Consider the following 21,030-nt stretch of genomic DNA (forward strand, 5'->3'; position numbering starts at 1 on the left):
ATGTCAGGACTTTCGCTATCCGCGCCGGCAGATCCCGAGCGTCGCCGCCAAACAGCCTTTTGGCCCGTCAACCGAGCCGATCGGGAACCTCAGCCGCGTCGTCCGCGATCGCTTCGGCGGAGGCGAGCGCTTCCCAGGGAAACACGAACCAGTCCTTTACGATCCGCCGGTCGATGGTGCGGGCGCGATAGTCGACCGGTTGCGCGGACACTTCATTGTCTATCAGGGTCGCGAAACGCACCATCTCCGCCACGGCACCCGCCGCCGCAAGGTGGGCGCGCAGCATGCCGATGGTGCGCCCGGAATCATTGATGTCGTCCACGAACAGCAACCGCTCGCCACCACGGGTCCGCTCGGCGAGGCGGATCAGCAGGTCACCGGCGCCGTCCTGCACCTGGCTGGTGAAATCGCAGGACAGCATGGGAAGGCCAATGGCGTGGCTGAGATAGACCGCGGGCACCAGGCCGCCGCGGCCGATCCCGATGATCGTGTCGGGCCGCCAGCCGGGGGCGGCCGCGATACCCGCTGCCAGTGCCTGCACATCCGCGACGAAGGCGTCATGGCTGATGGAAGTGAAAACTGGCGACATGATTCCTCTGGCGGCGTTGCGTGACATCGGCTCGGAGCGCGCCTGAAAGGGCGCGGTGGCGGCAGGGCCGATCAAGACGAACCCCACTATGCCAATGCAGCGGCTTGATAAAGGCACAGCGCACAGGGACGCTGACGATCGCTGACGCGGCCGGGCGAGGGATCGCCGCACCGGCGCGGGCGCCGCCCGCCGCGACGCCGGGTCAGCGTGGATCGAAAGCGGGGACGTCGCCGATCATCCGCAGGATCGCGGGGTCGGCCACTGGTGGCTTCTGCCCGGCCTGTTCCGCCTCGCGCTGCCTGTCGGCATGCTCGGCCCGTTCACGCGCGAGCACCAGCGCCGCAACGCCCTGATCCTCGCTGCCCTGCACGATGTCGCCTTCGCCCAGTCGGCGCGCGGCGCTGCGCAGATCGGCCGGCGCCTCGCGAAGTTGCTGGTCGATCAACAGGCGCTGTTCCGGTGACAGCGGCGCTGGTGCCGGTGGGCGGAAGTCCGCCGCGCGGGTTTCGATCGGTGCTGCGCAGACCGGTACGGCAGAGCCGGGCGCGTCGGGCGTACGGTCGCATCGGTCCTGTCCCCCGACCGCCGCGGTGGCGACGCTGCGGCCATCGCGCGCGGTAGACGGGCCTTGCGGCGCGCTCGCGCTGCGCGGGCCGCTACTGACCTGGGGCGTCGCGACCGGCGCGCGGGGGGGCGCCAGCTGAGCCGGCGACGGCCGTCCTTCCGCCCCCGAGGTGATCTGCATGGCGGCGACGGGCGCATCGGTCGGCGACAGTTGATCAACCGCCGCGACACCGCCCCGGTCCTGCGCCGCCAGCGCACCCGCAGCAAACAGGTGAAGGCTCAGGATCGACGCCGCTGTGCCCGGTCGCAGGATCGACATCAGTGCCCGCCCTCCAGAAGCGTAACCCCGATCTAGGGCTTCACGGCGGCGGCGTACAGGCATTGGCGGCTCAGCGGCCAAAGCCGGCCTGGGTGATGCTGATCGCTTGCCCGCCCGTCTGCCGGATGCCGAGATCGGGAAGGTTCATTCCCACCTGGGTCCAGGCCAGGCGGTTTCCGGAGCCGGTCTGGCTCACGGTCATCGCATTGCTGTCACCCGCCTGAGACAGCAAGGCGCGATTGTCATTGCCGGTCTGCGTCAGGGTCATGCGGTTGTCGATCCCTGCCTGGGTCATCACAGCGCCATTGTAGAGCGCGCCTGCCGCCGTCTGGGTCAGCGTGATCTGGTTGCGGGCGCCCAGCTGGTGGATCAGCGCGCCGTTCACGCCGCTGCCGGCCTGTGCCACAACCACCTTGTTCTCGTCGCCGACCTGCGCGGCATGAACAAAGGCGCGGCCGCCCTGCTGGGTCACCGAAACAATGTTATCGTCGCCGCGCTGCTCGATATCGCTGAGCGCGTGCGTGGCGGTCTGGTGAACCGTGGCCTCATTGCCGCTGCCGATTTGCAGGACATAGGCGCTGCGCCCCTGAAAGGTCGGAAGGTCGATCGTGATGGGATCGGGCTTGCCATAGCTGGGCTTGCCGCTGTTGCCCTGACTGCCGCCATTGCCTTCATTGCCGCCGCACGGATTGCCATTACCCTTGCCGCACGGGTCGCCCGGCGGCGTCTTGGAGTTGCTGGCGTCCGCGCTGGCCGATGCCAGGAGCAGCGCGGCGACGGGAAGCATGTATCGCATGGTTCGGATCATGGCCGCGGCTCCGCATCCGGCGCGCCGCCCTGGCGGATCACCACGCTGTTGCCGGTGCCCGATTGGGACACATGGGCCCGGTTCCCCTGGCCGCTCTGGCTCAGGGTGACGTCATGGCATCCGCCGGACTGATGGACATCGGCGATCGCACCGTCGCCGCTTTGCTGTACCACGAGCCGGTCACCGCTGCCGGACTGGCGTGCGTGCACCGAATGGTTCGCGCCATGCTGTTCCAGATGCACCGTGCCGCCCGGATCCTGTTGAACGATCACCGTCCGGTGGCCAGTGCCGCTGCGCACGACCGTGGTGCGGCCATTCGGAAATTCGGGATCGCTGGTCATCGTTGAAGCTCCCGCGCAGGCCGTGGGTGCGGCGTGCAGGATCGTTACCGGCGTCGCTGGAAGGGCACCGGCGACCAAAGCCACCGCATGGAGTGCCGCCACATGGGTCATCATGCTGCCTGTTCCAGTCATGTCGAGGAACGAAGCGGGTCGCCGGCCGCGACCCGCCCGCTTGGGGGCGGCGCCGTGAAGCGCCGCCCGTCAGCCATTACTGCTGCGCAACAATCGCCGAGTTGCCGGCGCCCGCCTGAGCAATGCTCGACCAGGCGTTCGCACCCTGGGTCACGGTCGCCAGGTTCGCGTCGCCGCCGGTCTGGCTAATCGACGAGTAGGAGTTCGCGCCCTGGTTCACGGTCGCGACATCGTTGTTGCCGGTCTGGGTGATGAGCGAGGTCGCATAGGTGCCCTGAGCGACGGTTGCCCTGTTGTTGTTACCGGTCTGGTCGAGAACAGACTTGGCGTAGGACGCCTGAGTCACGCCCGCCGTGTTGCCGTCGCCCTGCTGGTTCACGCTCGAGTTGGCGAACGATGCCTGGCTCACCGAGGCGCTGTTGGTGTTGCCGTTCTGGGTAATGAGCGACACGGCGTCGGTCGCAGCCGGGCCCTGGGTGGTCGACGCGTAGTTGGTCGAGCCGATCTGGCTGATGTCGACCAGTGCGCGGTCGCCGATCTGCGACAGCACCGCCTGGTTGCTGTTGCCGGTCTGGATGGCGCGAATGGCCGCCCCGGCGCCGGTCTGCGTCACATTCTCCTTCGCGCCGGCCGTCTTGGTGACGAAGTTGCCGTTGCCGGTCTGAGCAACGTCGAACACTGCCTTGGCGCCGTCCTGTACCACACCGGCGAAGTTGCTGTTGCCGATCTGGTCGATGTTGGCCGAGCCGTTGCCGGTCTGCGAAGCGTAAGCCTGGTTGTTGCTGCCCTTCTGCAGGATACCGACCGACTTCACGTCATAGTTCGAGCGCGGGTTCACCCAGCCTGGCTTTGCGCCAGACTCGCCGACGCTGTTGTTGTTCGCGGTCTGGACCACGGTGGCCTTGTTGCCGTCGCCGTTTTCCTGACGGATCGCCGCCTGGTTCTGGTTGCCGGTCTGGTCAACCGACACGACGTTGTTGTTGCCGCTCTGCCAGCTGTCGGCGGCGTTGCCATCACCGATCTGGTTGCCGGTCAGCAGGTTGCTGTTGCCCTGCTGGTTGCCGTCCAGGACGTTGCGCAGGCCGTTCTGTGACAGGATCGAGCTGTTCGACGTTCCATTCTGGCCAACGCGGGCGACGTTCGCGTCACCGATCTGCGCAGTCGTGGCGCCGTTGTTGGAGCCATCCTGGGAGATGCCAGCGATGTTGATCAGCGTGCCGTCCTTGTTGGTGTCGGACTGGCTGATCGCTGCACTGTTGCCGGTGCCGGCCGCTGCGGCAGCGCCCAGGCCCTGGGCGATATCGGCCTGGTTCTGGCCCTTCTGAGTGATGGTGCCGGTGCTTTTCGCGGACAGCTGAGAGATGTTGGCCAGCGAGCCCGACGTTGCCGTGGTGCCATCCTCACGCTTGCCCTGCGTGATCGAGGCGGTGTTGGCCGAGCTATTGGCGCGGGCACCGTAATTGTGACCCTGAGTGATCGAGGCGGAGTGGCGGTTGCCGGTCTGTTCGATGGCAGCCGTCTGGCCGTCCATGCGCTGCGTCACCGATGCTTCGTTGCTGTTGCCGGTCTGGGCAACGGTGGAATCGTTGTTGGCCGCTGCCTGCGTGACAGTCTGGGCAAAGGCCGGCGTGGCAACGAGAGCGAGCGCGGAGACCGACGCCAGGATCGAGAGTTTCATGGTTGTCATTCCTTCTACGAGGGTTGATAACCACGCCCGCCCTCGCCGGACTGCAATCCAGCGGGAGCAAACATGATTGTTCGTACACACCAAACGGACACTTACTTCACGTGGCGGGGCTGCAACCCCGTCACGTGATCATCATTACCCGGGTTGCGATGCCGCCCCGGGAAACGCGGCTTACCGCCCTGGCACGCTGACCTCAGTCAACGCCCTGCGGCAATTCCTTGATCTTCTCCTCACGCGGCTGCTTGCCGCGGATCTTGAGTGGCGGGATCGACCGGGACTTGGCCATGGCGTCGGCCACTTGTGCCGGCGAATAGCGGCCGTCCCGTTCCTGCAAATAACGCTGGAGCAATTCGTCGCCGGCCTGCGGCGAGGCGAAGTTCCACAGCTTCAGCTCGATGCCGTCCATCACCAGGCCATAGACCGCCTTTTCGATCGCCTGACGCAGCGCGACCTGGTCGGGCTCGTTGGTGGTGATGCCAAGCTCGGCCTCGAGCAGTTCCTTGAACGCAACATAGCGGAACGTGCTGGCGGTGAGAGCGCGCGAGGCGATCGTCTTGGACGCCGTCACGGTGGACAGGACTTCGCCGGTCCGCACCGATACGGCGCGCAGGTAAACCGTGACGGTGTCCTGCCGGTATTCGGTATGCGCGCCCAGCCCCAGGAAGGCGGCGCCCGCCCCGCCCGTCACCGTATTGGTGTCATAGCCAATCACCCCGCCCTCCAGCAGCACGCCGGCGAACAGCAGCGCCGGCAGTGCCTGCGGGTTGACGTTGGTTTCGCCCAGATAGCGCTCACGCATCTCGCGAATGATCTGCCGCTCGTTGAGCAGGCTCTTGAGCTGCTCGCGCTCCACGACGGTGAACCACTGGCGATTGCCGGCATCCTGCAACGCTTTCACCAGGATCGAGCCGGCGCCCTGCGTCACCGCACGGGACAAGGTCTGCCCGGTCTCGCTCGGCTTGAACTGGCCGGTCTGGTCGCCGAAGCCGTAAACCGCGATGGCGACCGGCTTGGCCGGGGGCGGCAACTGGTTGAGCGCGATCTGGGTCGGCGTCTTGGCCGGGATGAACGCTTGCGACGTCATGGTCGGCAGCGACCGGTCGAGCGTCGTCATCGCGGTGCAGCCTGACAGCGCGGCGGCCATGCCGAGGGAAGCAACAAGCTGGCGCATGATCAGTTCGCGGTAACGAAGGTCGGGACCACGATGGTGGTCACCTGGCCGTTGCCATCGTCGCTGATCGTCAGCGTCACATCTTCCAGCCCGCGAACAAACTGAATGGTCTGGCCGCCAAACTTGATCGTTCCGCGCTCCTGCGGGTTCTCACCAAAGATCGCGTCGACAATTTGCGAGGAAAGACCGGAAAGCAGGCGCGACTGCAGCTGCTGCGCAAAGATATCGGCCTGAGTGCTGGTCTTCTTCGTGGCGGGATCGGTGTATTTGTTCTCGGCATTAGCGATGCCGATCAAATGACTCGAATTGAACGGATTGCCGCCGAAGCTCGGGTTCACGGGCGAATAGCTGAGATCCTGGGCGTGCAACTGTCCCGCAGGCAGCACCAGACACACCAACGCGGGCAACGCCACCTTCAACATTATTCCCCCTCCAGGAAAGCACCAGCATAACGGCGACTCGCCGTCGGTCCCCACCGGGGCGCTTCCTTCACCGCTTTGTTAATGAGGCGTAAATGACGTGGCAAGAAGCTTCGCCCGGCCGATTCAGCGCCCGACCACTCAAGCTGGATCGTTATGGAACATCGGCGCGCGGGACCGTGCAAATAAACGAGAACGAATCGTCCTGCCACGCAGAAGAGATCGGCGCCGGATCATTACGCGACGACTCGCTTACCCCCGTCGCTCGACTTTGCGTCCCCGGAGTTGCTTCATATCATGCAGGTGGAACTTTTTGCGTGGATTGGACGAGAACGCCCCCAAGACTTGGCGCAGGGCCGAGAACGACCCATCGCAACAGGCGATCACGCATCCGCCGCAGCTATCGGCCGCTCGCACGGCCTCGGCGCCATTTGGCGCAAACCCAATGTGCACCAACGGCGAACCGGCCAGCGGCGAGCGCGCGCCCTTCGCCGTTCTAAGCCGATCGACCTATCCGGGAAAAACCCGGTGTCGTCTGACCGGCGCGAGGACTGGCGATCTGACGCGCCGTCACTGCGCCCCGGCTTGCAGGTCGCGCATCGCGGCGCTGAGGCCCGCGCGCGAGATTTGGCCGGCGTGGCGGTTCACGATGCGGCCGTCCCTGTCGACGAACAAGGTGGTGGGGAGCGCGCCGGCGCCCGTGGCTGCGGCGACGCGCTGCGTCGGATCAAGGGCGATCGTTTTGGCGGAAAGCCGGTGCGCGGCGAGATAGCTGCGCACGCGCGCGAGCGATTCACCCTGATTGACCAGCAGCACCGGGATGCCGGACGCTTCCGCCACTTCGATCACCATCGGCATTTCGCGCCGGCAGGGTGGGCACCACGTCGCCCACAGGTTGATCACGAATGGGCGGCCGCGCAGCCGGTCGAGCGCCAGCGTGCCCCCTGTCAGGGCGCGGACGTCAAGACGGGCGGGAAACGGTCGAGGCTCGGGGGCAAGCGCGGCGGAAACGCCCGCGTGCGCGATCGTCAGCGCGGCGAGGGCGAGGAGCATCAACCCGCTCGCACCCTGTCGGCCCAGCATGATGGCGAGGGTCAGCGCCGCTGCGACCACGCCGACAAGTGGCGCAAAACCGCCCTGCCAGATTGCGAGCGTGGCCCATGGCTCCACGCTGAAGGCGTCCACATTCTGGAAGATGAAGCCGGCCCGCGCCGCCACGATGCCGACCAGAACCGCTAACCACGCCGCGCGTCCCGCCCGGCTGCCGGTCTTTGCCCCGACCAGCCCGCCGATGCCGAGGAAGCTCCAGATCGCGACGAGCGCCAGCGCGCGATCGGTTGCGATCATCAGGGGGCCAAGGCTGATCACGCCGTCCACATGCGGGCTCCCTCCCTGTTGTTCTGACTCGTGTGTTGCGGCCGCGCTGCCGTGAGCGCCGGCGGGGCCACGGCGGCTGGTAAGACATCATGGCCGGGCGGGCCAACCGCCCTTCGCAGTTGCGGCCCCGCCGATGATCGACGGAGCCGCAAGGGAGATCAGCGGATCAGGCTTCCTGAATGGCCGACAGGCGCCACTGGCCCTGCGGCTCGCGCTTGAAGGTCCACAGTTCCGTCACGTCGGTCGGCCGCGACGGATCGCCCTCCACGACGTCGCCGGTGCTGCGATCCAGCATCACGTCGATGCTTTCGTAACGCATGGCGATGGTCGCATAATCCACCGGGCCTTCGTTCCACGCTTCGGCCACTTCCGCGTCGAGCAGGCGGGTGCCGGCCACGCTGTTGCGGCGACCGGCGGTCGCGTTCTGGCTCAGCTCCTCGGCGAAATAGGACATCACCTCCGGCGTCGTACGCTCGCGCAGGCGGGCGAAATCCTCGCTCGAGAACGCGTCCTGCACCTCCATGAGCAGCCGCTCGAAGTCACGCCGGTCGGCATCGTTGATTGCGATGTCTTCCCCGAGCTGTTGCGGGGCGGATGCAGCGGCGAAGCCGCCCATCGGCGTCGGCGCTGGCGCGGCGGCAGGCTGCGGCTGGAATCCGGAGAACGCCGATCCCGTCGCGCCGTGCGGTCCCCCCGCCATGGCCGGCGCAGGCGCCGCCGCGGACCTGCGGCGAAACATGCGAAACAGAAAGAACAGCAGGCCGCCGATCAGCACGATCTGCAACAGCGCCATGACCGCACCAGCGCCGCCCAGTGCGCCAAGACCGCCGCCCAGCAGCGCGCCGATCAGGCCGCCGGCCAGCAGGCCGCCCAGCAGCCCCTTGGCCATGCCGCCGCGCTTGGCGGTCGCTGCCGCACCGGCTGCACCGGCCCCCGCCTGGGTGGCGGCAGCGCCGGCAGGCGGCTTTTCCGTCATCGAACGCTGCACCGGCGCGGTCTGGCGCGGGGCGACGTTGGTTGCCGCCGGCGCATCATAAGTGCGCGCACCCCGGCTGCCGAAGCTGCCCTTGCGCCGCGCGTCGGCTTCCATGGGAGCGGTGAGCATCACGGCAGCCGCAAGGCCCAGGCTCACGGCCCCGAAGGTGCCTTTCTTCAACCGGATCATCATATCTCCTTGGACGAACAATGCTTTGTCGTTGATTATTGATAGGGAAAGCGAGCTTCCGCCCGTTATGCCGCGGCTTTAGTCGAACAGTTCCTCAAGGAACGACTTGCGACGCTTGGGCGGCTTTCCGTGGCTCTGGCGATAGGGATCATGCCCGCGCGCCGGCCAGGCATCATGCTGATGATGCTGATAGGATGGCTGCGCATAGGATGGCGGCTGCGACAGCGGCGGCTGCTTCGGCGGCGGCGGTGCCTGCGCACTCAGCTCGGCCGCGCTGCGTTCAATGATCTTGTCCAGCTCGCCACGATCCAGCCACACGCCGCGGCATTGCGGGCAATAATCGATTTCCACGCCCTGACGCTCGCTCATCACGAGCGGGACGCGACAGATCGGACAGGGCATTCCACCAGCGGCCGTCATCGCACACTCCACATCTGGGGGCTCGGCCGGTGAGATCACGATTATGCCGGGCCCGATATAACGCGGTCCGACATCACACCCGCCTTGTGGGGTGCCAGAGGGGCCCGGCCCGCTTGCATAATCTGGGGCAAATAGCCGGTCGGATCAAGGTGCGCGTGGCGCAAAGTTCGCAAAGGGCGGCAGATGGGCGCGGCAGATGGGCGCCGTTCGCTGGTGATCGGAAAACCACTCCTGCCCGCCTGCGGCCGGCCCTGGCGCCCCAGCCACCTGTCTTTGCCCTACGGCTTTGCACCGGCGGGCCATCGTCCCCATCTTTTCTCTCATGTCTTCCCCCATCCCTTCCCCGTTGGACGATGATCTGACCCGGCTCGGCCTTGTCGATGACGAGGAGATCGTGCTGGACGAAGCGGCGCTGGCGCTGGCGCTGCTCGATCGTCCGGAGGTCGATCTTGCCCCCTATCACCGGACGCTCGACGCAATCGCCGCCAGCCTCGATCGCGCCGGCAACGATGCGGAGACCGCGGCCGATCAAGCGGGGGCCTTGTCCGCCGTGCTGGCACAGGAGTTCGGCTTCCTCGGCGATGACCAGACCTATGATGATCCCGACAATGCCGACCTGATCCGCGTGATGGACCGGCGCCGCGGCCTGCCGGTCAGCCTGTCGATCCTTTATGTCGCGGCGGCGCGGCGGCTGGGCTGGCACGCGCAGGTGCTGGACGTGCCCGGCCATGTGCTGGTGCTGGTCGGCATGGATGCGGCGCCCGTGATCATCGATCCCTTTGCGGGCGGGGCGCGGGTCGGCGCGGAGCGGTTCGCTGCGCTGCTCCAGGCGTTTTCGCCGCCGGAAGAGCCGGTCACTCAGGTCAGCGCCATGCCCAACCGTGCCGTGCTGATCCGCCTGCTCCAGAACCAGGCGAGCCGCGCCGAACAGGCGGGACAGGGCCGCCGCGCGCTGATCCTGTATGAGCGGATGACGGCGATGGCGCCCGAATATGCCCACGCCTGGTGGCAGCGTGCCCGGCTGGAACTGGTCGATGGTGAGGTCGCCAGCGCGCGCAGCAGCCTGGGCACGATCCTGGAAATCACCCGTGATCCGGAATTGCGTGGCCGCGTGTCGGAGATGCTTGGGTTGCTTCCCCCGCCCTGAGCGCTCGGTCCCTTCAGGAGTGAGGCGCCGCCGCAGGAAAAGGCGGCAGGCCGCTGTTATTCCGCGCTTCTTGGTGGCAGCGCTGACCAGGGGAGCACCGCCCATTCCGGCGTGTCGCATACCCGCATCACCCGGGCGAAGGACGCGCCCAGCCACAACCCGTCGCTGCTCAGCCGCCAGGCCGGGAAGCTCCACACCGTCGGATCGGTATAGTCGCACGGCGGCTCATCGGTTTCGTCCCCGCGGCCAGCGCCAGGCGCCCGCATCTCGGCCGGGTGATAGCGCTGCAGCAGCTTCACCACATGCGGCGCGAAAACGTCGCTGCGATAACGATACCAGGCGTCGCTCTCGGCCGTCGGCGCCGGCGTGCCCGGCACGCGCAGCACCTCGTCCAGCGTCAGCTCGCGCCCGGTGCGCGCATCGAAACTATGCCTCTCGGTGCCGAAATCGGGGTGCGCGGCGCCCGCGCAGGACCAGCTCGCCTGCCAGGCGTAGCTGACGTAATCGCGGCCCAGCCACGGCTTGCCGGAGACGCCGCCATCCACCCCGGGCGTCCCGCCACTATCGACGCAGCCGAGCCAGCGGGTGACCTCCTGCCACTGATTGCGGGCAAGCGCGGCGTTCATCGCGCGCATCGGCTCGGCCGCATAGTCGCCTTCGAGCCGGAACAGCCGGACGCCGCTCTTCGCCTCGCGATACCAGCGCACCGCCCGGCCGTTGATCTGCTCAACCCCGTCCGGCGCCAGCGTCAGCCCCGCCAGTTGCAGTTGCTCGTGCAGCGAAAGGCCGGTCGGCACGTCCGCGGGCAGGTTCGCAGCGTGCGTCACTGGCGACAGCCGCACTGCTAAGCGCCGCTTCGCCGCGGTGGTGAGCGTTCCCACCAGCTCCTGCCCCTGCGGCCGAAGCTCCAGGTGATCGCTGGTCGCCATCGCATCGAGGATCAGCGCACCGCCCCGCCGCTGCCCATCCAGCGCGATGTCCAGCCGGGTCGACAGATAGAAATAGCTGCCCCGAACGTCCGGGCCGTCGCCGCCGTCTTCCAGCGTCAGCACGATCCGGCTGGTGCCCACCGTGCCGGCATAGCTGCGCGGCGCCTGCTGCTGTGCCGCGGCGGGCAAGGGGGCGATCAGAACGGCCAGCGCCAAGGCAATACGCACGAACAGCCTCCCGCTTCGACAACATCGAGCGTTCGGCTGTTCCCCCCTGGCCGGTTCAGCGTCAAGCACCACCGCGCCGGGGCGGCGGGCCAGCTTACATGCGCTTCACCGAGCCAAGCTGATCGGTATCCAGCATCTCGGTCAGTTCCACCCCGGCGATCCCGTCGCGTGACCAGGACAGGATCCCGGGCCGCTCGATACCGGGCGCCAGCTGAAGCTTCACCGACATGCCGGGAACGAAGCGCCCGTCATGCACGATGCGTGCGCCGTTTCGCGACACGTCGCGCAGGCGAACGATCTGCAGCCCCAGCTCGCTTCGGACAACAACCGTCTTTTCCGGCCACCAGCGCCGGCGACGGCGGGTCTTTGCGCGCTCCTCCGACAGTCGCTGCATCAGCGCGACGCTGTCGATGGTGGTGGCCAGCCGCAGCCCGCACTGGCCCGGCTGTACCCAGATCACTTCGCCGGTGAGCGAGCAGCTTTCCGACACGTCCACCGTCAGCCGATCGCCAAGGTGGGGCTGCATCCGGGAGGACAGCACCAGGCCATCGTCGGACAGGCTCAGCACCCGGGCCAGCGCCTGCCGTTCGCCGTCCAGCACGCGACCCATGCCCGAAAGGGGGAACGCCCGCGCCCCGCCCCGCCCGCGGCCGGAAGCGGCGCGATGCGCTCCGCTGATCCTCGGGCCCGGCTCCCGAAACTGCTGTTCTTCGTGTGCCACCCGAAACTCCCGCGGCCGCACGCGCGGCCATGCACTGGAGCCATTATAGGCGGCACGCAGCCGGCGGGGCGGACAGCGGCGTCATTCTTGATCGCCGGCGGGCTCGGCGAGGCGTGCGATCAGGGATCGGCGCGCAGGCGATAACCAACGCCAAGCTCATTGGCGATCACGCTGCCCACCGGCCCCGGCGCCTCCAGCTTCTGCCGCAGGTTGCGGATGACGATGCGGAGATATTCGATGCGGGGATCCTCCTCTCCGCCCCAGCAGGTCGTCAGCAACCGCTCATGGGTCACCACCCGGCCGATATGGCGCGCCAGAACCGCCAGCACGTCGCGCTCCTTGCGGGTCAGATGCACCTCCTCCCCGGCGCGCTCCACGGTGCGACGGTCGAGATCGATGCTGATCTCGCCGCGTCGCACGATTGCCGGCGGCGCCTCTGCCGAGCCGCGGTGCCGTAGCGCGACCCGCAATCGGGCGAGCAGTTCGTCGGTGTCGAACGGCTTGGTCACGAAATCGTCGGCGCCAAGATCCAGCGCGCTTACCTTTTCCTCCACCGCCTCCCGCGCGGAAACCACCAGCACCACCGCCCCGCCCGGCGCCCGCAACAGGGGAATGATGCTGAGGCCGTCGCGGTCCGGCAGGCCGAGATCCAGCAGCACCGCATCGGGATGCTCGATCGGCATCAGGCGCAGCGCGTCGCGCGCCGTGCCTGCCTCCACCACCGCATAGTCTGCTCTTACCAGCGTGTTGCGCAGCAGGCGGCGAATGGCGGCGTCGTCGTCCACGACCAGAACCTTGGCGGGCATGTCAGGTGTCACTTTCAACGGACAGGTCGCGAACGATCAGTTCCGGCGGGAAGACGAGGGCAAAAGCGGCGCCGGCGCCGTCCGCGCGATTGGCGGCCGTGACGGTCATGCCCATCGCCTCGGCAAAGGCCTTCACGATGGCAAGGCCCAGACCCGTTCCGACGATGGCGCGGTCGGATCCCTCCAGCCGCCTGAACGTCTCGAACACCTCCCCCTCCCGGCCGGGCGGCAGGCCGGGGCCATGGTCCAGGACCGTCAGGCGAAGCTCGCCGAAACGGTGCCGGCCCTCGATCACGATCTCCGTCCCGGCCTCACCATAATGGCCGGCATTGTCCAGCAGGTTGAGCAGGCAGTGGTGGAGCAGCTGCGGGTCCGCGCGCACCAGCGGCAGGTCCGGCGGCACGTCGAGCCGTACGCCATGGCCCTCCAGCGCGCGGCGCGCATCATGTGCAGCGCCCGTCACGGCATCGCTGAGGTCGATCGCCTCCACGGCCAGCTTCAGCGCCCCCGCCTCCACCCGCGCCATGTCGAGCAGGTTGGCGACAAAGCGGTTGAGCCGCGCCGCCTCGCTCTCGATGGTCGCGATCAGCTCGGGTGTTGCGCCATGATGAAGCTGCGCCGCAGCCGCCATTACCGCCGTCAACGGGGTGCGCAGGTCGTGGCTGACCGACGAAAGCAGCGCCGAGCGCAGCTTGTCGCGCGTGCGCACGGCATCCACGTCGCGCATCTCTCCTTCCAGCCGCAGCCGCTCCAGCACCATTGCGGCCTGATCGATCAGGCTGGTGAGCAGCGGCAGCTGGTCGGCGCGCACCGGATCGCCGCCGCTGTCGCGTGCGATGCCCAAGACCGCCAGCACGCGGCCGCCGGCCTTCAGCGGGTGGAACAGCCATTCGGACGCGGTCAGCGTGCCCGATCCCTTGCCCGCCGCCACCCCATTGTCGAAGGCCCAGGTGGCAGCGGCAACGTCCATGATGTCGACGCGATATTCGGGGTCGGTTGCGGTCTGCACGCTCAGCCCGGCACCCGGCACCGGCGTCATCAACACGACCTTCACGTCGAACAGCCGGCGCACGTCGGCGCAGATCATCCGCGCGGCCTCTTGCGCATCGTTGACGCTGCCGATCTCGCGCAGGAAGCCGGCGAGGATCGCATTGGTGCGCGCGCTGGCGGCGGCAAGATCCGCCTGAGCCCTCACACGCGCGGTCAGCTGGCTGGTGGCGAAGGCCACGCCCAGCAGCACGAACATCGACACGACATTTTCGGGATTGCTGATGCTCAGCGTGCCGACCGGCGGCAGGAACACGAAATTATACGCCAGCGTCGACAGGATGCCCGCGAACAGCCCGGTGCGCAGGCCATAAAGGCTGGCCGCCGCCATCACTGGCAGCAGGTACAGCATCCCCACATTGCCAAGGTCCAGTACGCGGAACAGCGCGCTGGCAAAGGCGGTGACAGCTGCCACCATCCCGCTGGCCGCGAGATAACCGGCGGTCGAGCCCGATCCGGCGCGCGCCCGCGGCCCCGCTGGGGAGGCTGGCGCTTCCTCCGCCATCGGCAGGACGTGAACGGTGACGCCCGGTGTCTCGCGCACGAGGCGGTCGACCACCGATCCATGACGCAGCTCGAACCAGCGCGAGCGGCGCGACTTGCCCAGGATCAGCTGGGTCGCCCGCGCTTCCGCCAGGAAGCCCTTGATGCCGTCGATCACGTTGGTGGCCGGTACGCTGGCGACGGCGGCGCCGAGCTGAGTCGCCAGCGTCATGGCCGCGGCGACACGCTGGTGCTCGGCCGGCGTGAAGCTCGCGGCGCGCGGCGTTTCGATGAACACCGCCGTCCACGGCGCGCGCAGGCCGTCGGCGACGCGCTTCGCCGCGCGCACCAGCGGCTCCGCGCCGGGCAGCTCGTTGATCGCCACCACGATCCGCTCGCTACCCGCCCAGGTGCCGCCAAGCCCCAGCGCGCGGACATCCTCCAGCATCCGTGCGTCCACCGCCTGCGCCGCACGGCGCAGCGCCAGTTCGCGCAAGGCGGACAGGTTCGACCGGGAAAAGAAATGGCCGAGCGCGCGCGTCGCTTCCTGCGGCAGATAGACCTTGCCCGCTTTCAGCCGCTCGATCAGCTCGTCGGGCGGAATGTCGACGACCTCGATCTCGGCCATTTCGAGGATCCGGTCCGGCACCGTCTCGCGCACGCGGATGCGGGTGAAGCTGGCGACGACGTCGTTCAGGCTTTCGACGTGCTGGATGTTGACGGTGGAATAAACGTCGATCCCCGCCGCCAGCAGCTCCTCAACGTCCTGATAGCGTTTGGGATGGCGGCTGCCGGGCGCATTGGTGTGCGCAAGCTCATCCACCAGCACCAGTCGCGGCGCGCGTTCCAGGATCGCGTCCAGATCCATTTCGTGCAGCGTCCGCCCCTCATAGGAGCAGGCGCGACGCGCGATGATCTCCATGCCCCGGGTCAGCGCCTCCGTCTCGATGCGGCCATGGGTCTCAACGATGCCGACCACCACGTCGACGCCGTCGCGCCGCCGTGCCGCCCCTTCGGACAGCATCTCATAGGTCTTGCCGACCCCAGGCGCCGCGCCGAGGAAGATCTTCAAACGCCCGCGGCCCTCCTGCGCGGCTTGGCGCAGAAGGGCATCGGGGTCAGGCCGAAGGCCGTCGGCGGGAAAGCCGGAAACCGCCATCAGTGCGCGGGCGCCCCCGGGCTATTGCCATGCGACAGCCGGTCCAGCGCCTGGTTCAGCGCCAGAACATTGACGTGCGCCTCGCCCAGCAGCGACGGTTCAATCTGCTGATCGACCAGCGCCCGCACCTGTGCCACCGGCAAGCCACGCACGCGCGCCACCCGCGGTGCCTGCGCCAGCGCGGCGGCGGGCGAGAGGTCCGGGTCCAGCCCCGACCCGCTGGCGGTAACGAGATCCGCCGGCACCGCCCCGCTCACGCCTTCGCCGCGCCGCTTGGCGACATCGGCCTTCACCCGGTCAGTCAGCGCCTGCGCGGCCGGCCCCAGGTTGGAGCCGGACGACGCAAGCCCGTCATAGCCATCGCCCGCGGCCGAGGGGCGCGTGTGGAAATAACGGTCAGACGCGAACGCCTGACCCACCACCGTCGAACCGACCACCGTCCCGCCCGCATCGCGCACCAGGCTGCCGTTCGCCTGCGCCGGAAACAGCGCTTGCCCGATGCCGGTCATCGCCAGCGGATAGGCGAGCCCCAGCAGCGCGGCGAAGAGGATCGTCATCACAATCGCCGGCCGCAAGGCGGAGGATAGATCCCCGCCACGCACTGTGCTGCCCATGTCTGTCTTGCCCATGTTCCTTGTCCTTACGCGAGGCCGAGGCCGCCGACCAACAGGTCGATGATCTTGATGCCGATGAACGGGGCGACCAGCCCGCCCAGGCCGTAGATGGCGAGATTGCGCGCGAGCAGCGGCCCCGCCGCCATCGCGCGATAGGCCACGCCCTTCAGCGCCAATGGCACCAACAGGGGGATGATCAGCGCGTTGAAGATGATGGCGCTGAGGATCGCCGACTGCGGCGTCGCCAGCCCCATGACGTTCAGCACGCCCAGCCCGGGATACAGCGCGACGAACATCGCCGGGATGATCGCGAAATATTTGGCGACGTCATTGGCGACGGAAAAGGTGGTCAGCGCCCCGCGCGTCATCAGCAACTGCTTGCCGAGGCCGACAACCTCGATCAGCTTGGTCGGGTCGCTGTCGAGATCGACCATGTTGCCCGCCTCGCGCGCCGCCTGCGTGCCGGTGTTCATCGCCACGCCGACATCGGCCTGCGCCAGCGCTGGGGCGTCGTTGGTGCCATCGCCGCACATCGCCACCAGCCGTCCGCCGGTCTGCTCCTTGCGGATGAGGTCCAGCTTGTCTTCCGGCGTCGCCTGGGCGAGGAAATCGTCCACCCCTGCCTCGGCGGCGATGGCGGCGGCGGTCAGCGGGTTGTCGCCGGTGATCATCACCGTGCGAATGCCCATCTGGCGAAGTTCGCCGAAGCGCTCGCGGATGCCAGCCTTCACCACGTCCTTGAGGAAGATGGCGCCCAGCAGCCGCCCGTCCCGCGCCACCGCCAGCGGCGTCCCACCGGCGCGGCCGATCTCGTCGGTGATGCGGCGCAGCTCGGTCGCCGCCGCCGTCTCTCCCACCCCGGGGTTGGCGCGCAGGATCGAATCCACCGCACCCTTCTGGATCAGCGTGTCGCCCACCCGGATGCCGGATACCCGGGTCTGCGCGGTAAAGAAGATCACCTCCGCATGGGCGGGCAGGCTGTGCTGCAAGTCGAACCGGGTACGTGCCAGCGTGACGATCGATCGCCCCTCCGGCGTCTCGTCGGCCAGGCTCGCCAGCAGCGCCGCCTCCGCCAGTTCCGCCTCACTGGCGCCGCCCACGGCACGAAACTCGCTCGCCTGGCGATCGCCGACGGTGATCGTGCCGGTCTTGTCGAGCAGCAGCACGTCGACATCGCCCGCCGCCTCCACCGCGCGACCCGATTTCGCCAGCACGTTGAACCGCACCAGCCGGTCCATACCAGCAATGCCGATCGCCGACAGCAGCGCCGCGATGGTGGTCGGGATCAGCGTGATGAGCAACGCCGCCAGGATCGCCACCGGGATGCTGCCACCGGCATAAGCGGCAAAGGCGGGGATCGTGCCGACCGCGATCAGGAAGATGATCGTCAGGCCGACCAGCAGCAGCGTCAGCGCGATCTCATTGGGCGTCTTCTGCCGCTCGGCTCCTTCGACCAACGCGATCATCCGATCGAGAAAGCCCTTGCCCGGCTCCACCGTCACCTTCACGCGGATCTCGTCGGAAATCACGCGCGTGCCCGCGGTTACTGCCGATCGGTCGCCGCCCGCCTCGCGGATTACCGGCGCGCTTTCGCCAGTGATCGCGGCTTCGTTGACGGAGGCAACGCCCGAGACGACCTCGCCGTCCGAGGGGATCAGGTCGTCCGTCTCGACCAACACCACGTCACCGACCTTGAGCTGGCTGGCGGGCACCAGGTCATATTGCCGCCCGTCCCCCTTCAGCCGCTTGGCCGTCAATTCCGCCTTCGCCGCGCGCAGGCTCGCCGCCTGCGCCTTGCCGCGACCCTCGGCCAACGCCTCGGCAAAGGTGCCGAACAGAACCGTCAGCCACAGCCAGACAACGAGTTGCAGCTTGAACCCGGTGGAAAGGTCATCCTGCCCCACGATGAGCAGCACGGTCATCAGCGCAGCGATTGCCGCGGTGACGAACATCACGGGATTGCGGACCAGCGCGCGCGGGTCGAGCTTCACGAACGATGCCTTGATCGCCGGCACGACGAGGTCGGCCGTGAACAGGCTTTTGGTGTCGGTATTGGCCATGATGGCGCCCTTTGTCAGAACAGCTGGCCGCGGATCATCGCGAGATGATCGGCGATGGGGCCAAGCGCGAGGCTCGGCAGGAAGGTAAGGCCGCCCAGGATCAGAATGATCCCGACCAGCAGGCCCACCCACAGCCCACCCGTGGTGGGGAATGATCCGGCGCTTTCCGGTGTGTGCTTCTTCGCCGCCAGGCTGCCGGCGATCGCCAGCATCGGCACGATGATGAAGAACCGCCCGATCCACATCGCCGCGCCCAGCAGGCCGTTGTAATAAGGCGTGTTGGCGGTCAGCCCGGCAAAGGCGGAGCCGTTGTTCGCCACCGCGCTGGTAAAGGCGTAAAGGATCTCGCTGAACCCGTGGGGCCCCTTGTTGAGCGGCCCGGCCAGCCCCTGCTCCAGCACCGACGACAAGGCCGTAAAGCCAAGAATGACAAGCGGCAGCACCGCGACCGCCAGCACCGCCAGCACCGCCAGCTTCACTTCGCGCGCTTCGATCTTCTTGCCCACATATTCGGGCGTGCGGCCGACCATCAGCCCGGCAACGAACACCGCCAGGATGGCAAACAGCAGGAAGCCGTAGATGCCCGCGCCAACGCCCCCGATCACCACTTCGCCCAGCTGCATGTTGAACAGCGGGATCATGCCGCCGAGCGCCGTGAAGCTGTCATGCATGGCATTGACCGCGCCGCAGGAGGCAGCGGTGGTCACGACGGAGAAGAGCGCGCTGGCGGCAATGCCGAAGCGTACTTCCTTGCCCTCCATGTTGCCGCCGGCGACGCCAAGGCCGTGCAGCACCGGATTGCCCGCCGCTTCCTGCCAATAAGTGATGGTGACACCGGCCAGGAACAGGATCACCATTGCCGACAGGATCGCCCAGCCCTGACGCGTGTTGCCCACGGCCTTGCCGAACGTCCACGTCAGGCCAAAGCCGATCAGGAAGATCGACAGCATCTGGACGAGGTTGGTCAGCGCGGTCGGATTCTCGAACGGATGCGCGCTGTTGGCATTGAAGAAGCCGCCGCCGTTGGTGCCCAGCATCTTGATCGCTTCCTGGCTGGCGACGGGGCCGAGCAGGATGGACTGTTTGGCGCCCTCCAGCGTCGTCACTTCGACGGCCCCGGCGAGCGTCTGCGGCACGCCGCTGGCGATGTAGAAGATCGTCAGCACGACGCAGATCGGCAGCAGCAGGTACAGCGTGATGCGCGTCACATCGGCCCAGAAATTGCCGATCGTCGTTGCACTTCGCCGCGCGAAGCCGCGGAACAGCGCAAAGGCGAGCGCGATGCCGGTCGCCGCCGACAGGAAGTTGTGAATCGTCAGCCCCAGCATCTGGCTGAGGTTCGACATAGTGCCTTCGCCACCATAGCTTTGCCAGTTGGTGTTGGCGGTGAAGCTGATCGCGGTGTTGAAGGCGAGGTCCGGCGACACGCCCGGCAGCCCCTGTGGATTGCCCGGCAGCACGCCCTGCAATCGAAGCACCGCGTAGGTGAACAGCAGCAACGCCGTGTTGAACAGCATCATGTGAAGCGCGTAGCGGCGCCAGCCCTGCTCGGCGGCCGGATCGACCCCCGCCAGCCGGTAGAAGCCGCGCTCCACCGGCCCGAACACAAGGTGCAAGGGCGTGCGGCGCCCTTCGTACAGCGCGAACAGCCACAGGCCGACCGGCTTGGTCAGCGCCAGCAGGATCGCGACGAAGCCCAGGATCAGGGCCCATCCCGTGATGGTCATGGCAGCGCTCCTTTCAGAAGCGCTCGGGGCGGATCAGCACCGCCACGAGATAAAGGAGAAGCCCCGCCGCGGTGATCGCGGCGAGCCAGAGGTCGAGCGTCATTGGCGCGTCCTTACGAATGGTCGCACAGCCGGGCGTAAGCGAGCGTCGCCGCCAGCAGCCCGAGGATGGCGAGGATCCACAACATGTCCTGCATCGGCCCGGCCCTGTCAGAACGCTGCGGTTAGCGAGACGAGGAACGTGCCCGCGGCAATGCTGCCGGTGCCGTCCTGCCCCTTGCTGAAGCTGGGGCGGAGGTACGCTGCCTCGCGCGCCGAAATGTCCGTGTCGGCATAAGCGAGGCCCAGCGTCAGGTTGCGCCAGTTGGTGTCGAGCCCGAGCGACCAGTCCCAATAGGCGCCGGTCGGCGACACTGCGGTCGCATTGGGCCCAAGGCCGTCCTGCCCGCGGCTGTGGCCGATATGCGCCTTGGCGGTGAAGGGCGTGCCGGCTACCGCGACGGCGGCATCGCCCCACAGATAGAGGTTGTCGTCCTTCGCGCCCGGATCCGTGTACGTGCCCGCCGCGGCGTCGGCGCCGGTGCGATACCACCGGCCCAGCGCCTGCTGCTTCGGCGCATAGGCGACCCCTGCGGTCAGCGTGGCGGGGCCAGCAATGCCCGTTAGCTTCACATAGGGTTCGGCGAAGTCGGTCTTCGCCGCGCCGCCCGGATACATGTACCAGGTCAGCCCGACGTCCAGCGTGGCATTGTCGGCCAGCGCCGCCTTATAGCCGGCGATCAGGTCCAGTTCCATGTTGGCGCCGCCGAACGTACCCCATCCGGCCAGGTTCGATGCCCAGACGCCGGCGTACAGCCCGCTTTCATGGCTGGCGGTGATCCCGCCCTGGACCGCCATGTCGCGATCCGATTGCGAGATGCCGCGGAAGCGATAGTCGCTGGCGATCGCTGCGCTGCCGCTGATCGTCACCGTCGGCGGCGGCGCGCTATCGGCGTCCTGCGATGTCGATTGAGCCTGTGCGCCGGCCGCCGTGCTGACCAGTGCAGCGACCGCGGCAGCGGCATGACGAAACTTCATTGTTCCACCCTTCACGGCAATCGTCACCTGACGATGCCTT

Annotated in this window: 20 protein-coding genes; 1 reads left to right on the forward strand and 19 read right to left on the reverse strand. The window is 67.7% G+C overall.

All coding sequences use genetic code 11. The features are described 5' to 3' along the window. Positions 1–67: 67 nt before the first annotated feature. The 10 genes from LK535_RS12900 to LK535_RS12945 all read right to left on the reverse strand — a co-directional run bounded on the left by LK535_RS12900 (position 68) and on the right by LK535_RS12945 (position 8,992). On the reverse strand, positions 68–589 hold the full coding sequence (locus tag LK535_RS12900) for a phosphoribosyltransferase (protein WP_227772332.1): 522 nt from the start codon (positions 587–589) through the stop codon (positions 68–70). A 202-nt stretch (positions 590–791) separates the two neighbouring features. Beyond that, on the reverse strand, positions 792–1,472 hold the full coding sequence (locus tag LK535_RS12905; RefSeq protein ID WP_227772333.1) for a hypothetical protein: 681 nt from the start codon (positions 1,470–1,472) through the stop codon (positions 792–794). Between the two features lie 70 nt (positions 1,473–1,542). Further along, on the reverse strand, positions 1,543–2,280 hold the full coding sequence (locus LK535_RS12910; protein ID WP_227772334.1) for a hypothetical protein: 738 nt from the start codon (positions 2,278–2,280) through the stop codon (positions 1,543–1,545). Beyond that, positions 2,277–2,735 carry a hypothetical protein gene (locus LK535_RS12915; RefSeq protein ID WP_227772335.1) on the reverse strand — a complete coding sequence of 153 codons (459 nt, stop codon included), beginning with the start codon at positions 2,733–2,735 and terminating at the stop codon, positions 2,277–2,279. Before LK535_RS12915 ends, LK535_RS12910 begins: the two co-directional genes overlap by 4 nt. 94 nt (positions 2,736–2,829) lie before the next feature. Then, positions 2,830–4,431, reverse strand: coding sequence for a beta strand repeat-containing protein (locus LK535_RS12920; RefSeq protein ID WP_227772336.1), 1,602 nt, complete (start codon positions 4,429–4,431; stop codon positions 2,830–2,832). Between the two features lie 202 nt (positions 4,432–4,633). Continuing rightward, positions 4,634–5,611, reverse strand: a complete 978-nt coding sequence (locus tag LK535_RS12925; RefSeq protein ID WP_227772337.1) for a CsgG/HfaB family protein — start codon at positions 5,609–5,611, stop codon at positions 4,634–4,636. Between the two features lie 2 nt (positions 5,612–5,613). Then, on the reverse strand, positions 5,614–6,087 hold the full coding sequence (locus LK535_RS12930; RefSeq protein WP_227772338.1) for a curli assembly protein CsgF: 474 nt from the start codon (positions 6,085–6,087) through the stop codon (positions 5,614–5,616). Positions 6,088–6,600: 513 nt separating this feature from the next. Further along, a complete protein-coding gene (locus LK535_RS12935) occupies positions 6,601–7,407 on the reverse strand; it encodes a redoxin family protein (RefSeq protein ID WP_227772339.1) in 807 nt (268 codons plus the stop codon). Between the two features lie 166 nt (positions 7,408–7,573). After that, positions 7,574–8,572, reverse strand: a complete 999-nt coding sequence (locus LK535_RS12940) for a TIM44-like domain-containing protein (protein ID WP_227772340.1) — start codon at positions 8,570–8,572, stop codon at positions 7,574–7,576. Between the two features lie 78 nt (positions 8,573–8,650). Then, positions 8,651–8,992: a zf-TFIIB domain-containing protein gene (locus LK535_RS12945; RefSeq protein ID WP_227772341.1), complete on the reverse strand. Its 342-nt coding sequence runs from the start codon at positions 8,990–8,992 to the stop codon at positions 8,651–8,653. Positions 8,993–9,338: 346 nt separating this feature from the next. On the opposite strand from LK535_RS12945, the gene LK535_RS12950 reads away from it, so the two are divergent. Next, entirely contained in the window at positions 9,339–10,139 is an 801-nt protein-coding gene (locus LK535_RS12950; RefSeq protein WP_227772342.1) for a SirB1 family protein, read from the forward strand. A gap of 56 nt (positions 10,140–10,195) precedes the next feature. Here LK535_RS12950 and LK535_RS12955 read toward each other — a convergent pair whose 3' ends face one another. From LK535_RS12955 to LK535_RS12995, 9 genes are all read right to left on the reverse strand, one after another. Further along, positions 10,196–11,296, reverse strand: a complete 1,101-nt coding sequence (locus tag LK535_RS12955) for a hypothetical protein (protein WP_227772343.1) — start codon at positions 11,294–11,296, stop codon at positions 10,196–10,198. A 94-nt stretch (positions 11,297–11,390) separates the two neighbouring features. Next, positions 11,391–12,017, reverse strand: coding sequence for a PilZ domain-containing protein (locus LK535_RS12960; RefSeq protein WP_227772344.1), 627 nt, complete (start codon positions 12,015–12,017; stop codon positions 11,391–11,393). 119 nt (positions 12,018–12,136) lie between these two features. After that, positions 12,137–12,823, reverse strand: coding sequence for a response regulator transcription factor (locus LK535_RS12965; RefSeq protein ID WP_227772345.1), 687 nt, complete (start codon positions 12,821–12,823; stop codon positions 12,137–12,139). 1 nt (position 12,824) lies between these two features. Continuing rightward, positions 12,825–15,512 carry a sensor histidine kinase gene (locus LK535_RS12970; protein ID WP_227772346.1) on the reverse strand — a complete coding sequence of 896 codons (2,688 nt, stop codon included), beginning with the start codon at positions 15,510–15,512 and terminating at the stop codon, positions 12,825–12,827. Continuing rightward, positions 15,512–16,141: a potassium-transporting ATPase subunit KdpC gene (gene kdpC, locus LK535_RS12975; protein WP_227772347.1), complete on the reverse strand. Its 630-nt coding sequence runs from the start codon at positions 16,139–16,141 to the stop codon at positions 15,512–15,514. Before kdpC ends, LK535_RS12970 begins: the two co-directional genes overlap by 1 nt. Before the next feature lie 11 nt (positions 16,142–16,152). Beyond that, positions 16,153–18,186: a potassium-transporting ATPase subunit KdpB gene (gene kdpB / locus LK535_RS12980; RefSeq protein WP_227772348.1), complete on the reverse strand. Its 2,034-nt coding sequence runs from the start codon at positions 18,184–18,186 to the stop codon at positions 16,153–16,155. A 14-nt stretch (positions 18,187–18,200) separates the two neighbouring features. Continuing rightward, positions 18,201–19,913 carry a potassium-transporting ATPase subunit KdpA gene (gene kdpA / locus LK535_RS12985; RefSeq protein ID WP_227772349.1) on the reverse strand — a complete coding sequence of 571 codons (1,713 nt, stop codon included), beginning with the start codon at positions 19,911–19,913 and terminating at the stop codon, positions 18,201–18,203. A gap of 13 nt (positions 19,914–19,926) precedes the next feature. Continuing rightward, on the reverse strand, positions 19,927–20,016 hold the full coding sequence (kdpF, locus tag LK535_RS12990; RefSeq protein WP_066782165.1) for a K(+)-transporting ATPase subunit F: 90 nt from the start codon (positions 20,014–20,016) through the stop codon (positions 19,927–19,929). Between the two features lie 107 nt (positions 20,017–20,123). Further along, a complete protein-coding gene (locus tag LK535_RS12995) occupies positions 20,124–20,990 on the reverse strand; it encodes a TorF family putative porin (protein WP_227772350.1) in 867 nt (288 codons plus the stop codon). Positions 20,991–21,030: the final 40 nt, after the last annotated feature.

The organism is Sphingomonas sp. IC4-52 (assembly GCF_020707225.1).
Classification (GTDB): domain Bacteria; phylum Pseudomonadota; class Alphaproteobacteria; order Sphingomonadales; family Sphingomonadaceae; genus Sphingomonas.